The sequence below is a fragment of the Leucobacter shiyiweii genome (assembly GCF_052446065.1).
Taxonomy (GTDB): domain Bacteria; phylum Actinomycetota; class Actinomycetes; order Actinomycetales; family Microbacteriaceae; genus Leucobacter.
This window is the reverse complement of the sequence record NZ_CM127080.1, coordinates 1839918-1860338: the sequence shown is the minus strand read 5'-3', so window position 1 is coordinate 1860338 and position 20421 is coordinate 1839918. Positions and strand designations below refer to the sequence as shown.

Here is a 20421-nt window from a genome sequence, read left to right as displayed (position 1 = left end):
GCATGAGAGCCCGGGCCGTTCTTGGGGGCGAATGATTATCCGACGCCCTCCAGCATTTCGGTGTGTGTCTTGCCGACCCTGGTAAGGACCTCGGGACGGTTCTTTTTCAGCCACCAGAAGCGAGCAAAAGCGAGCAGCATGGTAGCGATGAAGAGGTAGGGCAGAACGTTGAGGGGGAACGCGGGCACCGGCCACACATTGGCGAAGAACACGTATGCCATTGCGGAAATGGCCACCACCGCGCATACCCAGACCAGCCGATTCGGGATTCCTGCACGCTTTGTGTAAACGACACCCGCGACGGCGACCAAAGCGTAGGCAACCATGTACCCATACGTGGCATACGTATCAACCCACACCACGATGTCCATCGGGTGCGCACCAGCCAGCAGCAGGATGATATCGAGCACAATTGCGGCTGGGCCAGCCACGAGCAGCACTCGGTGCGGGGTGAGGTGCGTCTCGTGGGTCCGTCCGAAGCGCTCGGCAACGACGCCTTCCTTGCCCATGACATACAGAATTCTGCCCACGACGTTCAACGGCGCAACCACCACTGCAAAGAAGGAAGCGGCAACACCGAAGACCAGTACCGGAGCGAACCATTCGGGCATGCCGATGCGTTCGTTGATCGCCTGGAGGGGGCTCGCTACCTCGCCTAGCTCATCACCGAGCACGGCAATCTGGGTGTAGGCAGCGAAGACGTAGAGCACGCCGACGACAACTGCGCTCCACATGATGGCGCGCGGGATGGCAGTTTTTGGATTGCGAGCCTCTCGGCCTAAGGCATCCGCTGAGGAAAAGCCGACGAAGCCAAGGATACCGAGCACCATGCCAGCTGCGACCCCCTGGAACGGCACGCCCTCGAAGCTGAACTGCTTGGGGTCCCACGCGTCAGGTCCAAGCCAAACCAGCGCGGAGACGAGCAGCACGACGATGATGAACACCGAGAGCAACTCCAGCACCAACGAGACGCGCGCAGACATCCGGATCCCGATAATCGTGAAGAACGTCGCGAGCCCGCCAATCAAGATGGTGAGGACGATCAGCCAAAAAGTTCCGGTTGCGGGAACTCCGAAAATCTGGAGGAGGTCCGACATGTATGACACGGCGCCACCCAGCGAACCCGCGGCGATGCCCCACGAGCCAATGAGGAGCGCGACGCCTGCGGCAAATGCTCCAGTGGGGCCGAGGCCCTTGGCTACGTAGGTGTAGAGGGAACCTGCAGAAGCGTGACGCCTCGCAAACATCGACACGATGTATCCCACGCACAGGATGACAATCGTCGCGAGCACGAAGGCATACACGGTGCCGCTTCCTGCGCCGAGAAAGATCGCCGCTGCGGTGAATGCGATCACCGCACTGGGTGCGATGCTGGCGATGGCCTGAGCCGCGAGTTCCGGGCCAGACATTACCCCCTCACGAAGACCGGCATCGGTCTTTCGGACGGTGGTTTGAGACATGGATCTCTCCTTCGAGAATTGGATAGTGGATGAACGTGGTGTTGAGTGCTACGGAATCAGCAGGGTGCGGAGAACCCCGCCGGCCTCGAGATCTTCGAGCGCTTCGGCCGCTTCCGACAGAGGACGCCTGCCTGAGATGAGGGGGTCGAGCTTGAGCTGCCCATCCATGTACCGGTCAACCAACGCCGGGATGTCGATAGACGGACGTACGGAACCGTAGTTGGATCCGAGGATCCGCTGGTCAGCCTCTGCCAGCACGAGTGGCTCAAATGAGGCCTTCGCGCCTGTGGGAGGAAGGCCGACAATAACAGCTGCGCCGCCGAGACCGAGCATTTGGATGGCCTGCTCAGTCGTGATGGTGCGTCCGATAGCGTCGAAGGCGTAGTCCACCCCGTCGGGAATCAGCTCGAATAGCTGCTCGACAGCGTCTCTTTCGGACGAATCGATCCGGTCGGTTGCTCCGAACTGCAGGGCCATGAGGGTCTTCTCGGGCACGATGTCGATCGCCACGATGCGCTCTGCCCCGGCAAGCTTGGCTCCCTGCACCACGTTGAGTCCGACGCCCCCGCACCCAATCACCGCGACGGTGGATCCAGGCTCGACGGCGGCGGTGTTGAGCACCGCGCCCACGCCAGTTGCCACGGCACACCCCACTACCGCGATGACGTCGAGGGGGGCGTCATCGCGTACCTTGATGGCGCCGGAAGCCGGGACGATGACCTCTTCGGCGTAGGAAGACACCCCGAGGTAGTGGTGGAGGGGTTCGTCGCCTGAGCTCAGCCGCGACGTGCCGTCGAACAAGACACCTTGAGGCGCGACCAATGTGGCCACCTTCTGGCAGCGCGCCTCGTGGCCTTGCAAGCAGTAGCGGCATTCGCCGCATGGAGGTACCCAGCTCAGAACAACGTGGTCTCCTACGGCGAGCGAGGTAACGCCCTCACCAAGTTCTACAACGGTGCCCGACCCTTCGTGCCCCATGACCAGCGGCGCGGCGGCATCCCACTCGCCTCGCTTCACGTGGAGATCGGAATGGCATACTCCAGCGGCAGCGATCTTCACTCGCACCTCCCCTGCGCGGGGCGGTGCGAGAGTCACCTCTGCGACCTCCACCCGCGTCTCAGGGTCTCGAAAAATGATGGCCTTCATGTGCTACTCCCTTGTTCACTCAGGTCCGCTGGGGGAACCGGCGTCATCTCCTGCTGAGATCGTACGGAGCCACACCGCGAGCTGTCATTGGCCGTGATGTCGAGTAGATTTTCTCCGAGTAGACCTTTGGTACAGTCCTTCTATGGCACTAGACCTCACCACGGTGGTGCGAACGATTGGCGGCGAGTGCCTTCCGCAGCGCCTTCCAGATCGCACACTCATCGACGGGCTCGCGACACTCGATTCGTATGTCGTCATCGGCAATCCTCGGTATGCCACGCTGGTCACGGGCTCGAGTGCTGAACTCACGCGGCGGCTGGGATCAGGCGGGGCCGATAAAACTGCGCTCGCTGGGGCGGTCTTTGTCAGCGCAGAAGATAGCACCGCTCTTCGAGACACTCTCCAACGGCACGGCATGTCAGCGATTCTCGGAGCGACAGTAGCCGGCGATGGCTTGCACGCCCGGCTCGCGGCGCTGATTGCCGAAGACCAAGCTGCAGTGGACCGCCTGGTGACCGCAGGGATGAAGATCTTGACGCAGGTCGCGCGTCGGGGCGGAGTCAGTGCGGTCGTGGTCGAACTCGCGCGACAGATCGATGGATGGGCGGTGATGCTCGATGCCCACGGACAGTTGATTGCCAGCGCTGGCGCGGGCCGACTCCACATCGAGGATGCGGTCGCGGTGGCGTTTGGTCGACCGGTGAAAATTCGGCACCCGGGCCTTCAGACGCACCAAGTGGGATCGGATCGCGACCTCGTGGGGTACCTAGTGATCTCCTCGCGCTCCCGGGTGATCAGTCGCAGCCGAGACCTCGGCCAGCAATCGGCGGCCCTCTGCGACCTGCTGTTGCGGAGTCACAACCCCTCTCTCACCAATAGTCTCGGGCGCGAGGTGCTCCTTGAAACCCTGCTGCACGGCGGCCAGGCAGCTGGGGCCCTCCTTCGCCGCTGGGGAGTGCACGAAACGAGCCTCACGGCGTTCGCTATCGGGACCAAGACGAGAACCGTTGATCTTGATCGCTTAACCGCACGGTGGCTAGATGAGCTGGGGGCGGAGCACGTATTCTTTGGAGATCCGGGTCCGATCGTCGGATTCGTGCGCGATGACCTTTCGGAGGAGCTTGAGGCGCGGGCACGCACCTTCTCGCCGCTCGGAGGAGACCTGATCTCTCTGGGTCTTGCGAAGCCCGCTCCGGTTGACTCCCTCCAGCGTGGTGCGATGCAGGCGCGGCAGGCGCTCCGAACTGCGATGGACTCGGAGCATTCGGTGCTCCGATACGCCGACATTGCGACAGTTGAATACCTGCTCGAGAGTGTCGCGGGAGACGCCTCGGCGCAACTGTCATCGCTCCTTGACCCGCTTCGTGACGAAGACGGTGAACACGGGGTACTCACCCAGACGCTCCGCGTGTTTCTCGCGACCCACGGAGCGCATCGGGCAAGCGCGAGCGAACTGGGCATCCACAGGCACACCCTGACCGGGCGTATTCAGCGAGTGGAGCAACTCACCGGGCTCTCGATGAGCCTTGCAGACGACCGGGCGGCTGCATGGATCGCGCTCCGAGCCGCGGGTCTCTAGGGCTACAGTAGAGGCTGCGACGAAGAGAGATGTGAAAGTGGGAAACCAGATGAGGCCGGAGCGAATGCAACTCATCGAAGAGCTCATCGAGGTAGGGCGAGATGCCGTGTCCCGGGGGCTCGTGCTCGCGAGTGGCGGCAATCTGTCGGCGCGGCTCTCGGATGATCGTTTCGTGATCACAGCGTCTGGCACCTGGTTTGACCGTCTCACTCCCGAAGACTTCAGCGAGGTGGATCTCGCCGGTGTCGTGATCAGCGGGGCCCACCGGCCATCAAGTGAGTGGCGACTCCACCAACGCGCCTATGTTGCTCGTCCAGATGCCGAGTGCGTGATCCACCTCCACCCCCAGCATGCAGTCGTGCTCGCGAGCCTTGGTCGTCCCATCCGGCTCCTCACCCTCGACCATGCGTTGTACGTCGGCTCGGTTGGTGTGACTCCCTTTTTTCCCAACGGATCTGATGAGCTGGCTGATTCCGCGGCAACTGAACTGCGCACACACGACTGCGTAATCATGCAGCACCACGGGTGTTCAGTAGTAGGCGACACCGTTCGTGCCACCTACCGGCGTGCGTTGAATCTCGAGGATGCTGCGAAAGCTACGGCACTGGCACTGCAACTGGGAGATACCGCGACTTCATTCCCGACAGGCGCGGACACCTCGCACGCCTAGTGCAGCACCTTGTGGCGAGCTGATCAGCGCGGGACCTGAAACTCGCGCGTTCGGTCCCACGGTTCGGCCCAGCCCACTCCCTCGAAAACACTGGCGAGCAGCATACCGGTCAGCCCCCACACGAGGTGACCCCCGAACTGTGGCCCGAGTTGAAAGGCTGCTCCACGAAAAGTGTGCGTTCCAGTGCTCAGCACCGAAGTTCCCCGCGCTGCCGGCCGTAACAGTTCTGCCACCGGAACACGGTAGACCTCGACAGATTCGGAGCTATCCGCGGCGACGGGACTTGGGTAACGCCACCATCCCACTACTGGGGTTACGAGATTGTGGCTCACTGCAACGTGTATCGCGGGTAGGGTGCCGACTACTTCGACCCCCGCAGGGTCGAGCCCAGTTTCCTCTTCCGCCTCCCGAAGAGCCGTTTCTGCAGGGTTCCCATCGCCGGCCTCAGCACCGCCCCCCGGAAACGCAATCTGCCCCGGGTGATGGCGCATGTGATCCGCCCGCCGCGTGAGCAGCACGTCGACTTCGGCGGACACGCTGCTCGCACCATTGGGCGCGGCAGGTACCTTGTCGAGCTCCCCAAACAAGATGAGGACCGCTGAGCGACGGGGCTCTCGACTCGGAATGACACGGGACTGCGGCGCAAAGCCCGCATCGAATCCGTTCGCGAGCGCGGCCGAGAGCTGCCGTCTTGCCTCTCCCGCGGTGTTCGCCATGCGTCCAGACTAGCCTTCGAGGAGCAAATCCCCGATGCCTTCAGGGACCCGCTGCGACCTCACCCAGGGCTGGAGCTCGCGTCGTTCCACTCGCTTCATGAGCTCAGTTTCTTCCGCCCGCACCTGCGTGAGTACCGTGATGACTGCGGCCTTCTCCTCGTCACTGAGATGGCGGGTGGAAAACCGGAAGTCGTCTCCGCGAATCGAATCGTTGCCGTCCGGAGAGCCGTTGCGCTTGGCCGCGTCGCGGGCGGCCGCATCCGGGGGGAGGGGAGCTGATGCATTCACTGTGGCCTCGATCCACCCGCTACAGCGGGATATTGCCGTGCTTTTTCGCGGGCAACTCAGCGCGTTTTCCACGCAGGCCGCGCAGGGCCTTAATGACGGCAAGTCGAGTGCCCGCTGGCTCGAGCACATTGTCAATCTCGCCTCGCTCGGCGGCAAGGAAGGGGCTCGTCACGTCGGCGTTGTACTGCGCAGTCAACTCGGCTCGCAGAGCTTCAACGTCGCTGCCCGCAGCTTCGGCAGCCGAGAGTTCTTTCCTGTACAGAATATTCACGGCCCCCGCGCCACCCATGACCGCGATCTCGGCGGTTGGCCAGGCAATGTTGAAGTCGGCGCCCATTTCCTTAGACCCCATCACGATGTACGCTCCGCCGTAGGCCTTGCGCGTGATGATCGTCACGAGCGGCACGGTGGCTTCGGCGTAAGCGTAGAGGAGCTTGGCCCCTCGGCGAATCACTCCCTGGAACTCTTGGTCGGTGCCCGGAAGAAAGCCCGGAACATCGACGAGCGTCAAAATGGGAATTGAAAACGCGTCACAGAAGCGCACGAAGCGTGCTGCCTTCTCGCTCGCGTCGATGTTGAGGGTGCCGGCCATCTGCATAGGCTGGTTGGCGATGATGCCGACGGTACGTCCCTCGACGCGACCGAATCCAATGAGCATATTGGGTGCGAACAGGGGCTGCACTTCGAGAAAGTCGCCCGCATCGAGAATTGCCTCGATCACCGTCACCATGTCGTAGGGCTGGTTCGGGCTGTCCGGGATGATGGTGTTCAGCCGGCGGTCGGCGTCAGTGATCTCCAACGCCGTGTCGCTGTCGTAGATCGGCGACTCGGCAAGGTTGTTGTCTGGCAAGAAGCTGATGAGCGCCCGCGCATAGTCGAGCGCGTCAAGTTCGTCGCTCGCAAGGTAGTGGGAGACGCCGCTGACCTTGTTGTGGGTCAGCGCACCGCCGAGTTCCTCAAATCCGACCTCTTCGCCGGTGACGGTCTTGATCACGTCAGGGCCGGTGACGAACATGTGGCTCGTCTTATCGACCATGATGACGAAGTCGGTGAGCGCGGGGGAGTACACGGCGCCACCAGCGGATGGCCCCATCACGATTGAAATCTGCGGGATCACGCCCGATGACATCGTGTTTCGACGAAAGATCTTGGCATAGTTCGAGAGCGAGACCACGCCTTCCTGAATCCGAGCCCCGCCCGAATCAAGAATGCCGAGAATGGGAGCACCGGTCTTCAGTGCGTATTCCATTGCCTTCACGATCTTCTCCCCGGCGACTTCGCCGAGAGAGCCACCAAACGTGGTGAAGTCTTGCGAGTACACGACCACCTGTCGGCCGTGGATCGTACCGGCGCCAGTCACGACCGCGTCGCCGAGCGGACGGTTCGCATCCATGCCGAAGGCGGTGCTGCGGTGTCTCACGAACTTGTCGAACTCAACAAACGATCCCGGATCGACGAGCGCTGCGATGCGCTCGCGCGCGGTCATTTTGCCGCGGGGGTGCTGCTTGGCCGCCGCCGCGGCATCACGGTCGCCGACCGCCTCCTGATACTTGCGGCGGTGCTCGGCAATCTTCGTCGCGGTCGACGGAAGGTTCGATGTCTCTGATGTCACGGATGCCAGCCTAGCGCGCCGCGCATACCTTGCGTCGTAGGTAATCGCCAAAGAAGTAGGCTGATTCATCATGGAACTCACCAATACGCGCCGAGTCGTACCTCGAGCCACCTGGCTGGACAGCACTCCATCTACCAATGCCGAGCTGCGCGAGGCTGCGCGAGCCGAAGCACTTCCCCACGGCACGCTCATTGCGACGGCAGATCAAACCGCGGGCCGGGGACGCCTGAGTCGCGAGTGGATCACCCCACCCGGAACCGCGCTCGCCATTTCCATACTGATTCGAGACTTCGGAGTGCGCGGGCTGGGTGTGAGCTGGCTGCCGTTGCTTGCGGGTTCCGCAGTCACCGCGGCGCTTCAGCCACTGTTTTTCGATGGCATGCGCGTCGGCGTCAAATGGCCCAACGACGTCCACGTCCGTGACGAGCAAGATGCGGAGGCCGGACGGCCTGGCCTGAAGCTCTGCGGAGTGCTGTGCGAAATGCTGCCCGACGGGTCAGTCGTCGTGGGGATGGGCGTGAATCTCCTGATTCCAGATTGGGAACTCCCGACCGACCGTGCCACCTCGGTACTTGCAGGGGGTGGCAACGTCGGGGGCGCGGAGACAATCGCTGATCCGCTCGGTGCGGACCTTGCTGATCGGGTGACAGCGTCAGTCGCGGCAGAGCTGTTGCGCCTCACCGCTCTCGCCGCCGATCAGCCGCAGGCCGCTCGCGCGCTGGTGCTGCGGCACTCGCTCACGCTGGGCAGCGAGGTGCGCGTGCATCTGCCCGGCGACGACGTGGTTGACGGGCGAGCCCGTGGTCTCGCCGACGACGGGGCGCTGCTGGTGGATCTCCCCACCGGCGGGCAGTTGACAGTGAGCGCGGGCGACGTCGAGCACCTGCGTTAGCCTCACGCCGGGGGCAATGGCCGCGAGAGGCCAAAATATGCGAAGGATTGAGTTCATGGTCCGCATATCTTGACCCCTCGAGGGCAAGGGTGCCGCTAGTGGCTCCTAGGTTCGATCACCGAGGAGCGGGTACTCGGCTCCGAGCGCGTCGATCTGCTCGGTGCTGGGGTCGCCTTCGGAGAAGTCCATCTTCGGCACGGGGCGCTTGAAGCCGCCGGTGACGATCGCGATAATCACGACGCCGATGGCGATCCAAATTCCGCCGACAATCCAGGTTTCCGGCTGAAGCGACGTCCACAGCCAGATGGTGAGGGCGAATCCGATGAGCGGCGCCACACCGTAGGCGAGGACGGACCCGGCGGTCAGCGGCTTCCGGCGACCCCCCTTCGGGAAGAGGTAGGTGCGGATGACCGACAGGTTGACCATGGCAAATGCCGCGAGTGCCCCGAAGCTGATCATGAAGGCCACAGCCTCGAGGCTGAGGAAAAGTGCCGACAGGGCGAAGACTGAGACGGTCACTGCGGCAACGGTCGGAGTGCCGAAGCGGCGCCCGAGCTTCGCGAGGGGCCTGGGGAGCATGCCGTCGCGACCCATTGCGTAGAGGATTCGCGAGACTGACACCTGGCCGGTCATGCCCGAGCCAAACGCACCGACGACGTAGACCGCGACAAAGAACGCGGTGAATGCGTCGCCCCCGAGAACATCCATGACGGTGACACCCGCTGCCTCGATCTCCGCGGGGGAGAGAGTCGACCATTCCGGCTGGAACGCGAGGCCGCCGGCCCAGGAAACCAGGATGAAGAGGAGGCCGCCGGTCAGCGTAGAAAGGATGATCGCGCGAGGAATGTCCTTGCGGGGGTTCTTTGCCTCTTCTGACAGGGTCGATACCGCGTCGAATCCGAGGAAGGAGAGCGCAAGGATCGCCGCGCCCGAAGCGATCGCCCCGATGCCACCCTCGCCGAAGGTGAAGGGTTCAATGAGGCTGACTCCGGTTTCGCCCCCAAAGGCGGTTTTAAACGAGAGCGCAACGAATACGATCACGAGGAGCACCGAGAGCCCGATAATCGCGATGTTCAACTTGTTCACGAGCGTGATGCCGAGGATGTTGAACAGCAACACCAGGAGAAGGGCGATCAGCGTGAAGGCCCATACCGGCACTGCCGGGAACTGCGTGTTCAAATAGATCCCGATCAGCATGAAGTTAATCATGGGGATGAACAGGTAGTCGAGCAGCATCACCCAGCCAGTGAGGAAGCCCACGGCGCCACCGAACGATTGCTGCGAGTAGGTGTATGCTGATCCGGCAACGGGGTACCGCCGCACCATTGCCGCGTAGCTTGCGGCGGTGAACAGCATTGCGACGACCGCGAGGGTGTACGCCGCAGGCAGGTGACCGTCGGTCACCTGGTTTACGATGCCGTAGGTGGTGAAGACGGTGATGACCGTCATATAGGTCACCCCAAACAAGGTGAGGCCGGTGAGACCGAGCGCCCGCTTCAATCGGGGTTGTTCGGTGGGGTGTGACACGTGTACTCCTGGGTGCAAAGGTGGGTTGGTGGGGGACAGATGGGAAATTAGGGGCTGAAAGTGCGCTCTCCAGCGAGCCAGGTGCCGAGCACCCGAATCTCTGGGATTGCGTTCGGATCGATCGTCAGCGGATCAGCCGACAGCCATACGGCATCAGCGATCATGCCGGTGTCGAGCGTGCCGCGATCGGAAGCGAGCGCTTGCCGCGCGATCCCTGATGTGTACGCGGCGAGGGCCTCGCCGGGGGTGATCCGCTCGCTCGGCAGCCAGGATTCCGCGCTCGGTTCAAGGTGACTGTGTCTCGTGATCGCGGTCGCGAGTGCGGGGCGCCAGTCTTTGGTGGTCACCGGCCAATCGCTTCCGAATGTTACCGTCGCACCACTGCGGAGCACCGTGCCGATGAGGTACTGCCATCCCTCGCGGTCATGCCCAAGATGCGGGATCGTGAGGTCGCGCATTACTGCGTCGCACTGCGCCCAGTAGGGTTCGAAGTTGGCAATCACTCCGATCTTCGCGAACCTGTCTGCATCGCTTGGCGCGAGCACCGCGACGTGGGCGATGACGTGAGCGCGCTCCCGGGTGGGGTTGCGCGATGCGGTGGCCTCGAGCGCATCCAGTGCCAGGCGATTTGCAGCGTCGCCGATTGCGTGCAAATGCAGCTGAAACCCTGCCGCGTCGAATGCCATTGCGGCAGCGGTCAGGTCGCCTTCGCCCCAGTTCGGGAGTCCCCGCTCGTCGGGGCGATCGGCATAGGGATCCACCATCGCGGCCGTGTGGCTCTCGATGACGCCGTCGAGAAAGAACTTGATCGTTTCCGCACTCAGGCGGTCGTGTCCCAGCGAACGTATCTCATCGCGCAGACTGACGAACTCCTCAACCTGGTCCTGCCAGCGCGTGGGGTCGGCACGGAAGGCGAGGTTGACGCGTGTATGGAGTCGATGTTCGGCTGCAGCCACACGGTAGGTCTCGACGTCCTGCGGATCCACCCATGCGTCTTGTATCCATGTGGTGCCTTGCGCGGCGTATTCGCGAGTGGCCTGCTCGAGCGCTGCGACGCGGGCATCGGTGGCGAACGGTGGTGCGACGTGTGCGATGAACTCGTTCGCGGCAGCTTCCTGCAGGGTACCGAGCGGGCTGCCATCGTCCCGTCGGACGATCCGACCCAGCGCGGGATCTGAAGTCTTCGCGGTGATGTTGCCAGCGGCAAGGGCGGCCGAATTGACCCACGCTGTGTGGTAGTCCCAGGCACGCAAAATCGTGGGGGTGTCACCAGTCACTTCGTCGAGCCAGCGCGCGTCAAACAGGCCCTCGGGCGCGAATGTGGCGTCGTAGCTCCCGCCTACGATCCACTCTGCCTCTGGGTGTGCGAGTTTCCACTGAGCGACTGCCGAGAGAATTCCCGAGAGATCCTTCGCCTCGCGAATGTTGGGCCCGAGAGCTTCGAGCCCACCGAGTACCGGATGCGCGTGCCCATCGCCCGGCGCCGGGGCGAGGGTGCCGCCTGCGAGGTCGATCACCACGACACCAGGGTTCTCCGCGAGACTGAGCGCGGATGCGCCCTCCGCGACCACGCGGCCTTCGGCGACCGCGAGGGCGTGTGAAGTGATCACCTGCCCGTCGTGGTTCGGGTCGATGATGATGGTTCCGCCGATGAAGAGGGTCGTGGTCACGAGCGCAGCTCCGTTCCCGGCAGCAGTGCCGGCTTGGCGACCCGAGGCCGCAATAAATGAACAGTGTTCGTTAGTGTAGAGCTCATTCGTCGATTTCGCGAAATTAGGGCGCGGCTATCCGCTACGTTCGTGGTACGAAGGAGAGTGAGATGACCGCACCACCCCGCCGCAGTGGCAGGCCCCGCAGTGCGGTGCTGACGCGCGAGCTTATTATGCGAACCGCGCTCCGGCTCCTCGACGAGCGGGGAGAACACGGAGCCGGAATTCGTGAAATTGCTCGAGAGCTCGGCGTGCGCCCCTCCGCGCTCTACAACCACGTGACCGGGCAAGACGACATCGTTGGCGGGGTGCGTGAACTTGTGAGCGACCGTATCGACGTCAGTATGTTCGATGAGCTGCCCTGGTACGAGGCCCTGCGCCTGTGGGCAGTCTCGTATCGCAACGCGTTCGCCGCGCACCCTCCCACCATTGCCCTGCTTGCCGTGCGTCCGCTCGAACCCGGTCTCCGCACGAATCACATGTACGACAGGGTGTGCGCAGGGTTGATCACGGCGGGATGGCCCCTCGAACGCGTACTCACTGTTGTGGTGGAGCTTGAATCGTTTGTGTTGGGCTCGGCGCTCGATGAGGCCGCCCCCGATGACATGCTGGATCCCGGTGTAGGTGAGGGCCTACCTCACTTCCGGGCTGCATACGCCGCCCGGGCTCGGGATCTCCAAACTCGTGGCCTGAGTGCGTCGGAGCTGGCATTCCGGTCAGGCCTCGAGGCGATGCTCACTGGGCTGCGAGCAGAGTGGGAAGCGTACTCCTCAGTGAGATCCGGGATTGAGGGCTGAGCCTTCGCTGGCTCTATCGAAAGATGATCGTGCGGTCACCGTCGAGAAGCAAACGATTCTCGGCAAACCACGTCACCGCACGACGGAGAGTGCGGGCTTCCTCGTCTTGACCGAGTTGCTGCAGTCGCTCGGGCGTGTAGGAGTGGTCGACTCGGGCCACATCCTGTTCGATGATCGGGCCCTCATCGAGGTCGGTGGTCACAAAGTGAGCGGTGGCCCCGATCAGTTTCACGCCGCGCGCGTGAGCTTGGCGGTACGGGTTCGCACCCTTGAACCCTGGGAGAAACGAGTGGTGAATGTTGATCGCCCGTCCTTGCAGTGCCGCACACAGCTCGGGTGAGAGAATCTGCATGTAACGCGCGAGCACCACAAGCTCGATCTGCTCCTCCTCGACGATCTCGAGCACTCGGGCCTCGAACGCCGCCTTCGCAGCAGGTCCGTCCACCACTCGGTGCTCGAACGGAATGCCGTAAAAATCGGCGATGTCTCTGACCGTCTCATGGTTCGAGAGGATGAGCGGCACCTCGATCGGCAGCTGACCCGTGCGCTGTCGGTACAGCAGGTCGTTCACGCAGTGTGTCGCGGTACTCGCCAGCAAGAGCGTGCGAGTGGGGCGGCCCACCGTGTCGAGGCGCCAAGTCATGTTGTATCGAGCGGTCACCGGCGTGAGCGCGTCGGAAAAACGCTGCTCAAAGGTGACCGGCTGTGCGACGGCTTCCACCTGCAGCCGCATGAAAAACCGACCGGTGTCATGGCTGGCGAACTGCTGGCTTTCAACGATATTGCCCCCCGCGGAAACCACTGCTCCGCTTATTGCGTGCACAATTCCGGGGCCGTCGATGCAGCTCAGTGTGAGTACCCACTGGGTGCCGGTAGTCGTGGTGACGTTCATCCCATCAACGTTAGTGGATCACCCCGGACCCGCTGGTAGGATGGAGAATGTCGTGACTGGCGAACAAGTGGAGTACCACTGGGGAACGACACCTCCATACCTAAGGGCCGCTCGCCTGGGCTGCACGATCCGCGAGAAGAGCACACCGTGTTCCGATCGGTTCGTGAAAGCGGTGCACATCGCGCCGAGGAAAATATTCGAGGAGTAGCTATGCCGAACCAGTCCGCTTTCTTTAACGAGCCCATCGAGGTCGTTGACCCCGAGATCGCAGAGGTCCTCAAGAACGAGCTGAACCGGCAGCGATCCACCCTCGAGATGATCGCGAGCGAGAACTTCGTGCCCCGCGCGGTGCTGGAGGCGCAGGGGTCGGTGCTCACGAACAAGTACGCCGAGGGCTACCCGGGTCGCCGCTACTACGGTGGGTGCGAGTTCGTCGATGTCGCGGAAGAGCTCGCCCGCGAACGCGCGAAAAGCCTCTTTGGCGCGGCCTACGCGAATGTGCAGCCGCACTCGGGTGCCTCGGCAAACGCGGCCGTGCTGTCGGCGATCGCCGAACCGGGCGACACGATACTTGGGCTCGAGCTCGCTCACGGCGGGCATCTCACCCACGGCATGAAGCTCAACTTCTCGGGCAAGCTCTACAAGGTGGCTTCGTACGGGGTGGATCCTGAGACGTTCCTCGTTGACATGGATGTAGTTCGGCAGCAGGCGCTGGAACACAAACCGAAGGTCATCATTGCTGGCTGGTCTGCCTACCCGCGCACCCTCGATTTTGCGGCGTTCCGTGCGATCGCTGACGAAGTGGGTGCCACGCTGTGGGTCGACATGGCCCACTTTGCCGGACTCGTCGCAGCGGGCCTGCACCCGAATCCGGTGCCGCACGCGCATGTCGTGTCATCGACCGTGCACAAGACTATTGGCGGCCCGCGCTCGGGCTTTATCCTGACGAACGACCTCGAGCTCTACAAGAAGCTCAACTCGAACGTGTTCCCCGGGCACCAAGGCGGACCGCTCATGCACGTCATCGCGGCCAAAGCCACAGCCTTCAAGCTTGCCGCGACCGACGAATTTAAGGATCGCCAGGCACGCACGCTCTCCGGCGCAAAGCTGCTTGCCTCGGCCCTGACGAGTGACGCGTCGAAGGCGGCGGGTGTCGATGTGCTCACCGGCGGCACCGACGTGCATCTCGTCCTCGCAGACCTGCGCACGAGCGACCTCGACGGGCAGCAAGCGGAGGACGCGCTGCACGAGGTTGGCATTACGGTGAATCGCAACTCGGTGCCCTTTGATCCTCGCCCGCCGATGGTCACGAGCGGCCTGCGTATTGGCACCCCCGCGCTGGCGACACGCGGCTTCGGCGATACAGAGTTCGCTGAGGTGGCCGACATCATCGCGCTCACTCTGCAGCAGACGGGCGAGCTCGAGGCGCTGAAGGCACGGGTCACGGCCCTCGCCGATGCGTTCCCCCTCTACCCGGGTCTTGAGAAGTGGTAACTGGCAGGTTGTCTGATCGCCGACAGGTGATCGCAAGAGTGACGCTTCTGGGAGTGACCGCATGACCGCCGTGAAGCTCGACGGCACAGCTGCGGCCGCAGCGATCAAGCGTGAGCTGGCGGATCGCGTCGCGACCCTGGCCGCTTACGGTATCGTGCCCGGACTCGCGACCGTGCTCGTTGGCAGCGACCCCGGCTCTCAGTGGTACGTGGCCGGAAAACACCGAGACTGCGCGGAAGTGGGTATTGCCTCGATCAAGCGCGAGCTTCCGGAATCGGTCACGCAGGAGGAACTCGAGGCCGTGCTCGGCGAGCTGAATGCCGACCCAGCCTGCACCGGCTACATTGTGCAGCTGCCGCTGCCGAAGCACATTGACACCGACCGCATTCTCGAAAAGATCGATCCCGACAAGGATGCCGACGGGCTGCACCCGACGAATCTTGGTCGGCTCGTGTTGAACGCGAATTCCCCCATCAGTTCGCCTCTGCCGTGCACCCCGCGCGGAGTGATCGAGCTCGTCGAGCGCAACGGTTTGTCATGGGCGGGGAAGCACGTCGTGGTCGTCGGCCGCGGAATCACGGTGGGACGTCCCATCGGGCCGCTCCTCACTCGCCGTCAATACAACGCGACAGTGACCTTGACGCACACGGGCACGGTTGACCTGGGCGCCGAGCTTCGCCGAGCCGATGTGATCGTCGCCGCCGCGGGGGTGGAAGGTATCGTTCGCGCGGAGGATGTGAAGCCCGGCGCGATCGTGCTCGATGTGGGCGTTTCGCGCAAGATCGACCCCGAAACCGGAAAGAGCCGAGTCGTCGGCGATGTCGATCCGGCCGTGGCCGACGTAGCGGGCTATATCTCCCCGAACCCCGGTGGGGTCGGACCGATGACTCGCGCGCTGCTCCTGAAGAATGTCGTCGAGATGGCAGAACGGACCCGATGACGCTGGTGCAGACGGTGCTCGCCCGAGTCGAGGGTGCCCCCGAGTATGACGGGGTTATTGGCTGGGTTCTGAGCCTGATGGACACCTTCGGAGAAATTGGGGTCGGCCTCGCGGTCCTATTCGAGACCTTCATTCCGCCGATTCCCTCTGAGGCTGTGCTTCCGGGTGCAGGATTCCTCGCGTATGAGGGGCGGATGAGCTTCTGGCTCGCATGGGTAATGGCCACCACGGGAGCACTCGTGGGCGCGATCATTTGGTACTACATAGGCGCGGCATTTGGGCGCACGCGCACGCGTTGGGTCGTCGGTAAGGTGCCGCTCATGGACCACGCAGACTTCGACCGCGCCGAGGCGTTCTTTCAGCGCTGGGGCGGTGTCGCGGTGCTCGTGGGTCGATGCGTGCCGCTTGTGCGATCGTTTATCTCAATTCCCGCGGGTATCGAACGCATGCATTTTCTGAAGTTCGTGCTCTATACCTTCATCGGCTCGGGCCTCTGGAACGGGTTGTGGATCGGCCTCGGCTTTGCCTTCGGCCCGGCGATCCGTCCGATTCTCGAGCAGTGGAGCGGTCTTCTCTCCGACATCATCGTGATTGTGATCCTCGCGCTGCTGATGTGGTTCGTGGTAGCTCGGCTGATCCGCAACCTGCGTCGCAGGCGGCAGGCAGCGAAAGAACTCTAGAAGACGACGACGAATCGGGTCAGCGCGTCGAGGAGTGTGTCTGCGAGCCCCTGTTCTTCCCGGATTTCGGTTCGTGCCTGAAGTACGCGATCGGGGTGGTCGGTGATGATGCCATCGACGTCGCGACGCAGCAGCTCCCGAATTCCCTTCTCGTCGTTCACCGTCCACGCCATGAACCCAAGGCCTGCCTTCTCCGCGGCATCCTGCATTTCTTGCGTGGCTGACCATTCTTCGATCACGACAAAATCTGCGGAGGTGTCGGGCACCCCAAGACCAGCGAACGCCATGGTGTAGCCGACAGTCAGGTCTGGCCGCAGCTGTTTGAGTTTGGCCACGCTCTGAGCATCGAGCGAGTGATAGATGTGGTTTTCCAGGGAACCGATTTCCTCGAGTTCGGCGATGAGCCGTTCCACATGGTCCTCAGTGTCTCCGCCGCCCAGCTTGATCTCGACGAGAAGAGGCATGTCGAGTTCGTCTGCGCGCGTGACGTAATCACGGAAGCTTGGAATGAGGTCTGCATTCCCTGCCAAGTCACGCACGGTGATGGCAGTGAGCTCATCGAAGGTGAGATCCTTCACCGCCATGTCGATGTCGGCGAGGCGAGAGAGACCCGCATCGTGCATCGCAATGAACTGACCGTCCTTCGATTGCATCACGTCCATCTCGACGAGGTCGGCGCCTGCGGCAGACGCGGCCTCGAGCCCGCCGATAGTGTTCTCCACACCGCCGTCGCTGAAGCCTCGGTGACCGAGCACGAGAGTGCTGGGTTGGCTCGCAAGGCGCTGCATGGTGTCGATCGCAAGGGCACTGAAGACGATGGCAAGTACTACCGAGAACGCGGTGAGCGCAAGCCGCGCAACCCGGGGGGTGATGCGAGGCGTGTGGGCGGCCGAGAGCACGTGCAGCGGCAGGCGTGCCGGGAGGCGATCCACATACATCTGCAGATATGCGATCAGAACCGCACCAATGAGGGCGGTGGTGACTGACACGAGCAGCATGCCCAGAACCTGAGCGGTGCCCAGGCTGAGTGCGGCCACCAGGGGAGAGGCTCCAGGTGTTGCCTCGTCGGTAATCGCTGTAGGGACGATCGCACCAACAGCCAGTGCGAGGCTTGCGAAGCCCGCAGCAGCCATCACAGTGAAAACGGATCCGATCAGTGGGAGGACCGCCCATCCGCGTGTGAGCCGCCAACTCGCCACAAGTGCTTTGCCGCCCGTGGCGTCGGTGAGAGCGAAGACCGGCAGGGTGAGAGCAAGCCGCACGTTGAGAACAGCAAGGACGAGCAGAAATACCGTGAGCGCCGCGGCCGAGGCCTGGCTTTTCATCAGTTCGCCAGTGATAAATGAGGGGATCGCGATGCCCTGTGCGAACGCGGTGGTGAAGCCGAACCCGGTGAGGGGGAGAACCACAAACAGGTAGATGATCAGCGGGAAAGATGAAGGGCGGACCAACTTGCGGCCGAACCTCAAGAGATCGGTGAGCACGTCCTTCGCGGTGAGGGGGAGACCTAGGCTTGAGCGACGCAACAGTACGACGAGTACCGCAAACTGGAGTGAGACGAGCCAGAGCGCGAGGGCGCAGATAATCAGGATGAGTCCGATGGTGAGCACCGTTCCGCCGCCAATGCTCAGCGTCCCGAGGTCGAGGGCGTGCATGCCAGTTGCTCTGAGTGCCTCGCGAAAGAGCCAGTTGATCAGGGGGAAAGCGAGAAGGAGCGTCGCGAGATGAAAAGCGAGCAGGACGCCGATCAGGCGTGATCCACCTGCCCGCACGGCGTGCAAGTCATCGCGCAGCAGCGCGGTCCAGGTCGCCCACATGCCGGGTCGCTGAGGCCCCTGCAGAAGTTCCACGTTACCCCCTATTTTCTCGCCCGGTCTACTCGTGGGCATTTTCGACTACCGTATCTTGATCCGTGTGTGCGTTCTTGGCACCGGCGAGCTCCGCCTGTCCGGGAACTTGCCGACCCACGAGCGCGAGCAATGGAAAGAGGAGAACGGTCACCAGCGCGGCACCCACCATTGCTGCAGCGGTGCTCTCATCAAGAACGTCTGTGTCGACCCCGATCTGTGTGACCGCGATGACAAGGGGCAATGTTGTCGCTATGAACAGTGCTGCGGTTCTGCGATCCGAAAACGAAGTTCCTCGGTCCGGGGTGAAGAACCCGGGGAGCCCGCGAATGACCAGGATGGCGAGCACGAACACAGGGACAAGCAGGATGGTGAGTTCGAACTGATCCACTCCCAGTTCCTTTCGAGGCCTAGGTCGACGCACGGGCTTCCATACTGATTGTGATGGACGCAGTCCACATCTGATCCGAGGCGCGCCCCACGACGTGTGCGAACTGGGTGTGAACCTGCCCACTTCATAGAAAACTGTGACTCGCCAGAGAGCACGCAGTGCTGCCAGAATGTCGATATGACGAAGAACAAGTGGATCGCCCTCGTTTCCGTGCTCGCACTCTCGACCACGCTCGCTGCGTGCGGGGGCAATGCTGCGGAGGAGCCGATTGGTGGTGATGTGATCGCGCCGGTCACGATGGAAGCGAATGACCTGCAGGGTGCCGAGGTCGAGCTGCTTGTCGGACAGGCCCTGAACATTAATACCGGCGACCTCGCCGTAGATAGCTATGCCGGAGAGGTCGCTGATCCCTCGATCGCAGAGTTCAGCCCCGGCCGGAATGACGGCAGCGCCGAGTTTAACCCGGGAGTCATCGCCCTGTCGGTCGGCACCACCGGAGTTACGATGAAGAATGAGCAGGGTGGGATACAGCCGCTCGAGTTCACTGTTGTGGTCACCGATTAGGCGACCCCCGTTCGAGAAGTCGCCGGCGGCGGCCTGACTTCGTTCGATCGGCACATGCGTGCGGCATTTCAGCTACTCGAATTGCGTACTATCTGGCACGATAAGCAATATGGGCTATCTGATGTACAGTAACGCCGCCGAATATGAGTTCGACGACCGGACTTTGGCGCACCTCAAGGTTGCGATTAACATGAAGCTCCGGCGTCAGGAGTGTTTTCTCATGAGTTGGACCAACACGGTTGGGAAGGGCAGTGGCCGAGTGTCGTTATGGCTTTCGCCAAATATCCCGCTCGTGTTTCGGTTCTCTGGTAGCCGTTCCCCGAAACTCAACGAAGCCTGGCTTCGCGTACTGAATGAGCTCTCGCACACGCCGCGTGGCCTGGTTGTGGTCGATGAAAAAGAGGCGGAAGAGTATCTCGCCAGGCAATCATCTGTGAAGGCTTGATCCACCGAGGTACTGAATTAACTGATTGGACCCGCAGTGGGAAATTTGTACTATGCGCACCAACAGGTGTTTGGTTTCGACGATAGAACACTCGCGCACCTGCGCACCGTAATTCTCGGGAAGTTCACCATGCAGGAGAGCTTGGTCTTCACTTGGAATGATTCGCGTCAACAGCGCAGCCTGTGGTTGCATCCGGCGCAGACAATACACTTTGAGTTTGACGCGCCGGTTACCCCCGAACTCAATCGTGAGTGGGTCGAGGCGCTGACGACCCTGGCCAATTCACCTGCCGGACTTCGGCTCATCGACGAGCCTACCCACGACAAGTAAGGGGTTGTGCACCGCTCAACAAGCGGTGCACAACCCCCGGCGCCAAGTAGCGCTTCGCTCGTCTAGTTGCGCTTCGACCGACCTACGATGAGTCCGTAGATCACGAGCACGATGATCGCGCCACCGATCGCGAGGAGCCAGGTTTGAATCGACCAGAACTCCTCGAGCCCAACTCCAAAGATGACCGAACCGAGCCAGCCGCCGAGGAACGCTCCGACTACACCGAGTAGGAGTGTGGCTATCCAGCCGCCGCCCTGTCTGCCAGGCAGAATTGCCTTAGCGATGGCGCCGGCGATGAGGCCAAGGAGTAGAAAAGCTAAGAAACCCATGTCGGTGCTCCTTCCATAAAGCCGTGCGAGTATCGCCCGGGCGTCACCAACAATACGGAAGTCGCTAATTCCCTGGGAGGGGTTGCTTTTTGTGGCAAACATGCGCTAGTCCT

At 62.5% G+C, this 20421-nt stretch carries 21 protein-coding genes and 1 riboswitch; of the genes, 10 read left to right on the top strand and 11 right to left on the bottom strand.

Annotation, left to right across the window (positions count from 1 at the left end):
- Positions 1–35: 35 nt before the first annotated feature.
- Both ACTNFJ_RS08595 and ACTNFJ_RS08590 read right to left on the bottom strand, forming a co-directional pair.
- Complete coding sequence (locus ACTNFJ_RS08595) at positions 36–1460, bottom strand: APC family permease (RefSeq protein WP_435905896.1); 1425 nt, start codon at positions 1458–1460, stop codon at positions 36–38.
- A 48-nt stretch (positions 1461–1508) separates the two neighbouring features.
- Positions 1509–2606 carry an alcohol dehydrogenase catalytic domain-containing protein gene (locus tag ACTNFJ_RS08590; protein ID WP_435905895.1) on the bottom strand — a complete coding sequence of 366 codons (1098 nt, stop codon included), beginning with the start codon at positions 2604–2606 and terminating at the stop codon, positions 1509–1511.
- A 142-nt stretch (positions 2607–2748) separates the two neighbouring features.
- Between ACTNFJ_RS08590 and ACTNFJ_RS08585 the strand changes: the two genes are divergently transcribed.
- Both ACTNFJ_RS08585 and ACTNFJ_RS08580 read left to right on the top strand, forming a co-directional pair.
- Positions 2749–4185: a PucR family transcriptional regulator gene (locus ACTNFJ_RS08585; protein WP_435905894.1), complete on the top strand. Its 1437-nt coding sequence runs from the start codon at positions 2749–2751 to the stop codon at positions 4183–4185.
- 49 nt (positions 4186–4234) lie between these two features.
- Positions 4235–4855: a class II aldolase/adducin family protein gene (locus tag ACTNFJ_RS08580; RefSeq protein WP_435905893.1), complete on the top strand. Its 621-nt coding sequence runs from the start codon at positions 4235–4237 to the stop codon at positions 4853–4855.
- 23 nt (positions 4856–4878) lie between these two features.
- On the opposite strand, the gene ACTNFJ_RS08575 is transcribed toward ACTNFJ_RS08580, so the two are convergent.
- Genes ACTNFJ_RS08575 through ACTNFJ_RS08565 form a run of 3 tightly spaced genes read right to left on the bottom strand, consistent with a single transcriptional unit; the run spans position 4879 to position 7480 of the window.
- Positions 4879–5571, bottom strand: coding sequence for an NUDIX hydrolase (locus tag ACTNFJ_RS08575; RefSeq protein ID WP_435905892.1), 693 nt, complete (start codon positions 5569–5571; stop codon positions 4879–4881).
- A 9-nt stretch (positions 5572–5580) separates the two neighbouring features.
- The gene (locus tag ACTNFJ_RS08570; protein WP_435905891.1) at positions 5581–5859 is read right to left on the bottom strand and encodes a hypothetical protein; all 279 of its coding nucleotides are present in this window, start codon (positions 5857–5859) and stop codon (positions 5581–5583) included.
- Between the two features lie 19 nt (positions 5860–5878).
- Positions 5879–7480, bottom strand: coding sequence for an acyl-CoA carboxylase subunit beta (locus ACTNFJ_RS08565; RefSeq protein WP_435906213.1), 1602 nt, complete (start codon positions 7478–7480; stop codon positions 5879–5881).
- Between the two features lie 61 nt (positions 7481–7541).
- Between ACTNFJ_RS08565 and ACTNFJ_RS08560 the strand changes: the two genes are divergently transcribed.
- Positions 7542–8363: a biotin--[acetyl-CoA-carboxylase] ligase gene (locus ACTNFJ_RS08560; RefSeq protein ID WP_435905890.1), complete on the top strand. Its 822-nt coding sequence runs from the start codon at positions 7542–7544 to the stop codon at positions 8361–8363.
- A gap of 105 nt (positions 8364–8468) precedes the next feature.
- Here the strand turns inward: ACTNFJ_RS08560 and ACTNFJ_RS08555 are convergent, their stop codons facing one another.
- Both ACTNFJ_RS08555 and ACTNFJ_RS08550 read right to left on the bottom strand, forming a co-directional pair.
- Positions 8469–9890 (bottom strand): APC family permease, encoded by a 1422-nt coding sequence (locus ACTNFJ_RS08555; RefSeq protein ID WP_435905889.1) that lies wholly within the window; start codon positions 9888–9890, stop codon positions 8469–8471.
- Positions 9891–9937: 47 nt separating this feature from the next.
- Positions 9938–11560: an amidohydrolase gene (locus ACTNFJ_RS08550; RefSeq protein ID WP_435905888.1), complete on the bottom strand. Its 1623-nt coding sequence runs from the start codon at positions 11558–11560 to the stop codon at positions 9938–9940.
- Between the two features lie 149 nt (positions 11561–11709).
- On the opposite strand from ACTNFJ_RS08550, the gene ACTNFJ_RS08545 reads away from it, so the two are divergent.
- Entirely contained in the window at positions 11710–12396 is a 687-nt protein-coding gene (locus tag ACTNFJ_RS08545; RefSeq protein WP_435905887.1) for a TetR/AcrR family transcriptional regulator, read from the top strand.
- Between the two features lie 13 nt (positions 12397–12409).
- Here the strand turns inward: ACTNFJ_RS08545 and purU are convergent, their stop codons facing one another.
- On the bottom strand, positions 12410–13288 hold the full coding sequence (gene purU / locus ACTNFJ_RS08540) for a formyltetrahydrofolate deformylase (protein ID WP_435905886.1): 879 nt from the start codon (positions 13286–13288) through the stop codon (positions 12410–12412).
- 42 nt (positions 13289–13330) lie between these two features.
- A riboswitch (ZMP/ZTP riboswitch) is annotated at positions 13331–13416 on the top strand.
- Between the two features lie 82 nt (positions 13417–13498).
- Between purU and glyA the strand changes: the two genes are divergently transcribed.
- The 3 genes from glyA (at position 13499) to ACTNFJ_RS08525 (ending at position 16402) form a co-directional block, all read left to right on the top strand.
- A complete protein-coding gene (gene glyA / locus ACTNFJ_RS08535; protein ID WP_435905885.1) occupies positions 13499–14782 on the top strand; it encodes a serine hydroxymethyltransferase in 1284 nt (427 codons plus the stop codon).
- 61 nt (positions 14783–14843) lie between these two features.
- Positions 14844–15722: a bifunctional methylenetetrahydrofolate dehydrogenase/methenyltetrahydrofolate cyclohydrolase gene (locus ACTNFJ_RS08530; RefSeq protein ID WP_435905884.1), complete on the top strand. Its 879-nt coding sequence runs from the start codon at positions 14844–14846 to the stop codon at positions 15720–15722.
- Positions 15719–16402, top strand: a complete 684-nt coding sequence (locus ACTNFJ_RS08525) for a DedA family protein (RefSeq protein ID WP_435905883.1) — start codon at positions 15719–15721, stop codon at positions 16400–16402. Before ACTNFJ_RS08530 ends, ACTNFJ_RS08525 begins: the two co-directional genes overlap by 4 nt.
- On the opposite strand, the gene ACTNFJ_RS08520 is transcribed toward ACTNFJ_RS08525, so the two are convergent.
- Both ACTNFJ_RS08520 and ACTNFJ_RS08515 read right to left on the bottom strand, forming a co-directional pair.
- Positions 16399–18252, bottom strand: a complete 1854-nt coding sequence (locus ACTNFJ_RS08520) for a glycerophosphoryl diester phosphodiesterase membrane domain-containing protein (protein WP_435905882.1) — start codon at positions 18250–18252, stop codon at positions 16399–16401. The genes ACTNFJ_RS08525 and ACTNFJ_RS08520 overlap by 4 nt on opposite strands.
- A gap of 25 nt (positions 18253–18277) precedes the next feature.
- Positions 18278–18640, bottom strand: coding sequence for a cation:proton antiporter (locus tag ACTNFJ_RS08515; protein WP_435905881.1), 363 nt, complete (start codon positions 18638–18640; stop codon positions 18278–18280).
- Positions 18641–18817: 177 nt separating this feature from the next.
- Here ACTNFJ_RS08515 and ACTNFJ_RS08510 point away from each other — a divergent pair, with 177 nt between their 5' ends.
- From ACTNFJ_RS08510 to ACTNFJ_RS08500, 3 genes are all read left to right on the top strand, one after another.
- Positions 18818–19204, top strand: coding sequence for a hypothetical protein (locus ACTNFJ_RS08510; protein WP_435905880.1), 387 nt, complete (start codon positions 18818–18820; stop codon positions 19202–19204).
- Positions 19205–19313: 109 nt separating this feature from the next.
- Entirely contained in the window at positions 19314–19649 is a 336-nt protein-coding gene (locus tag ACTNFJ_RS08505; protein WP_435905879.1) for a DUF7882 family protein, read from the top strand.
- Positions 19650–19685: 36 nt separating this feature from the next.
- Positions 19686–19979, top strand: a complete 294-nt coding sequence (locus ACTNFJ_RS08500) for a DUF7882 family protein (RefSeq protein WP_435905878.1) — start codon at positions 19686–19688, stop codon at positions 19977–19979.
- Positions 19980–20041: 62 nt separating this feature from the next.
- Here the strand turns inward: ACTNFJ_RS08500 and ACTNFJ_RS08495 are convergent, their stop codons facing one another.
- Entirely contained in the window at positions 20042–20308 is a 267-nt protein-coding gene (locus tag ACTNFJ_RS08495; protein WP_435905877.1) for a GlsB/YeaQ/YmgE family stress response membrane protein, read from the bottom strand.
- Positions 20309–20421: the final 113 nt, after the last annotated feature.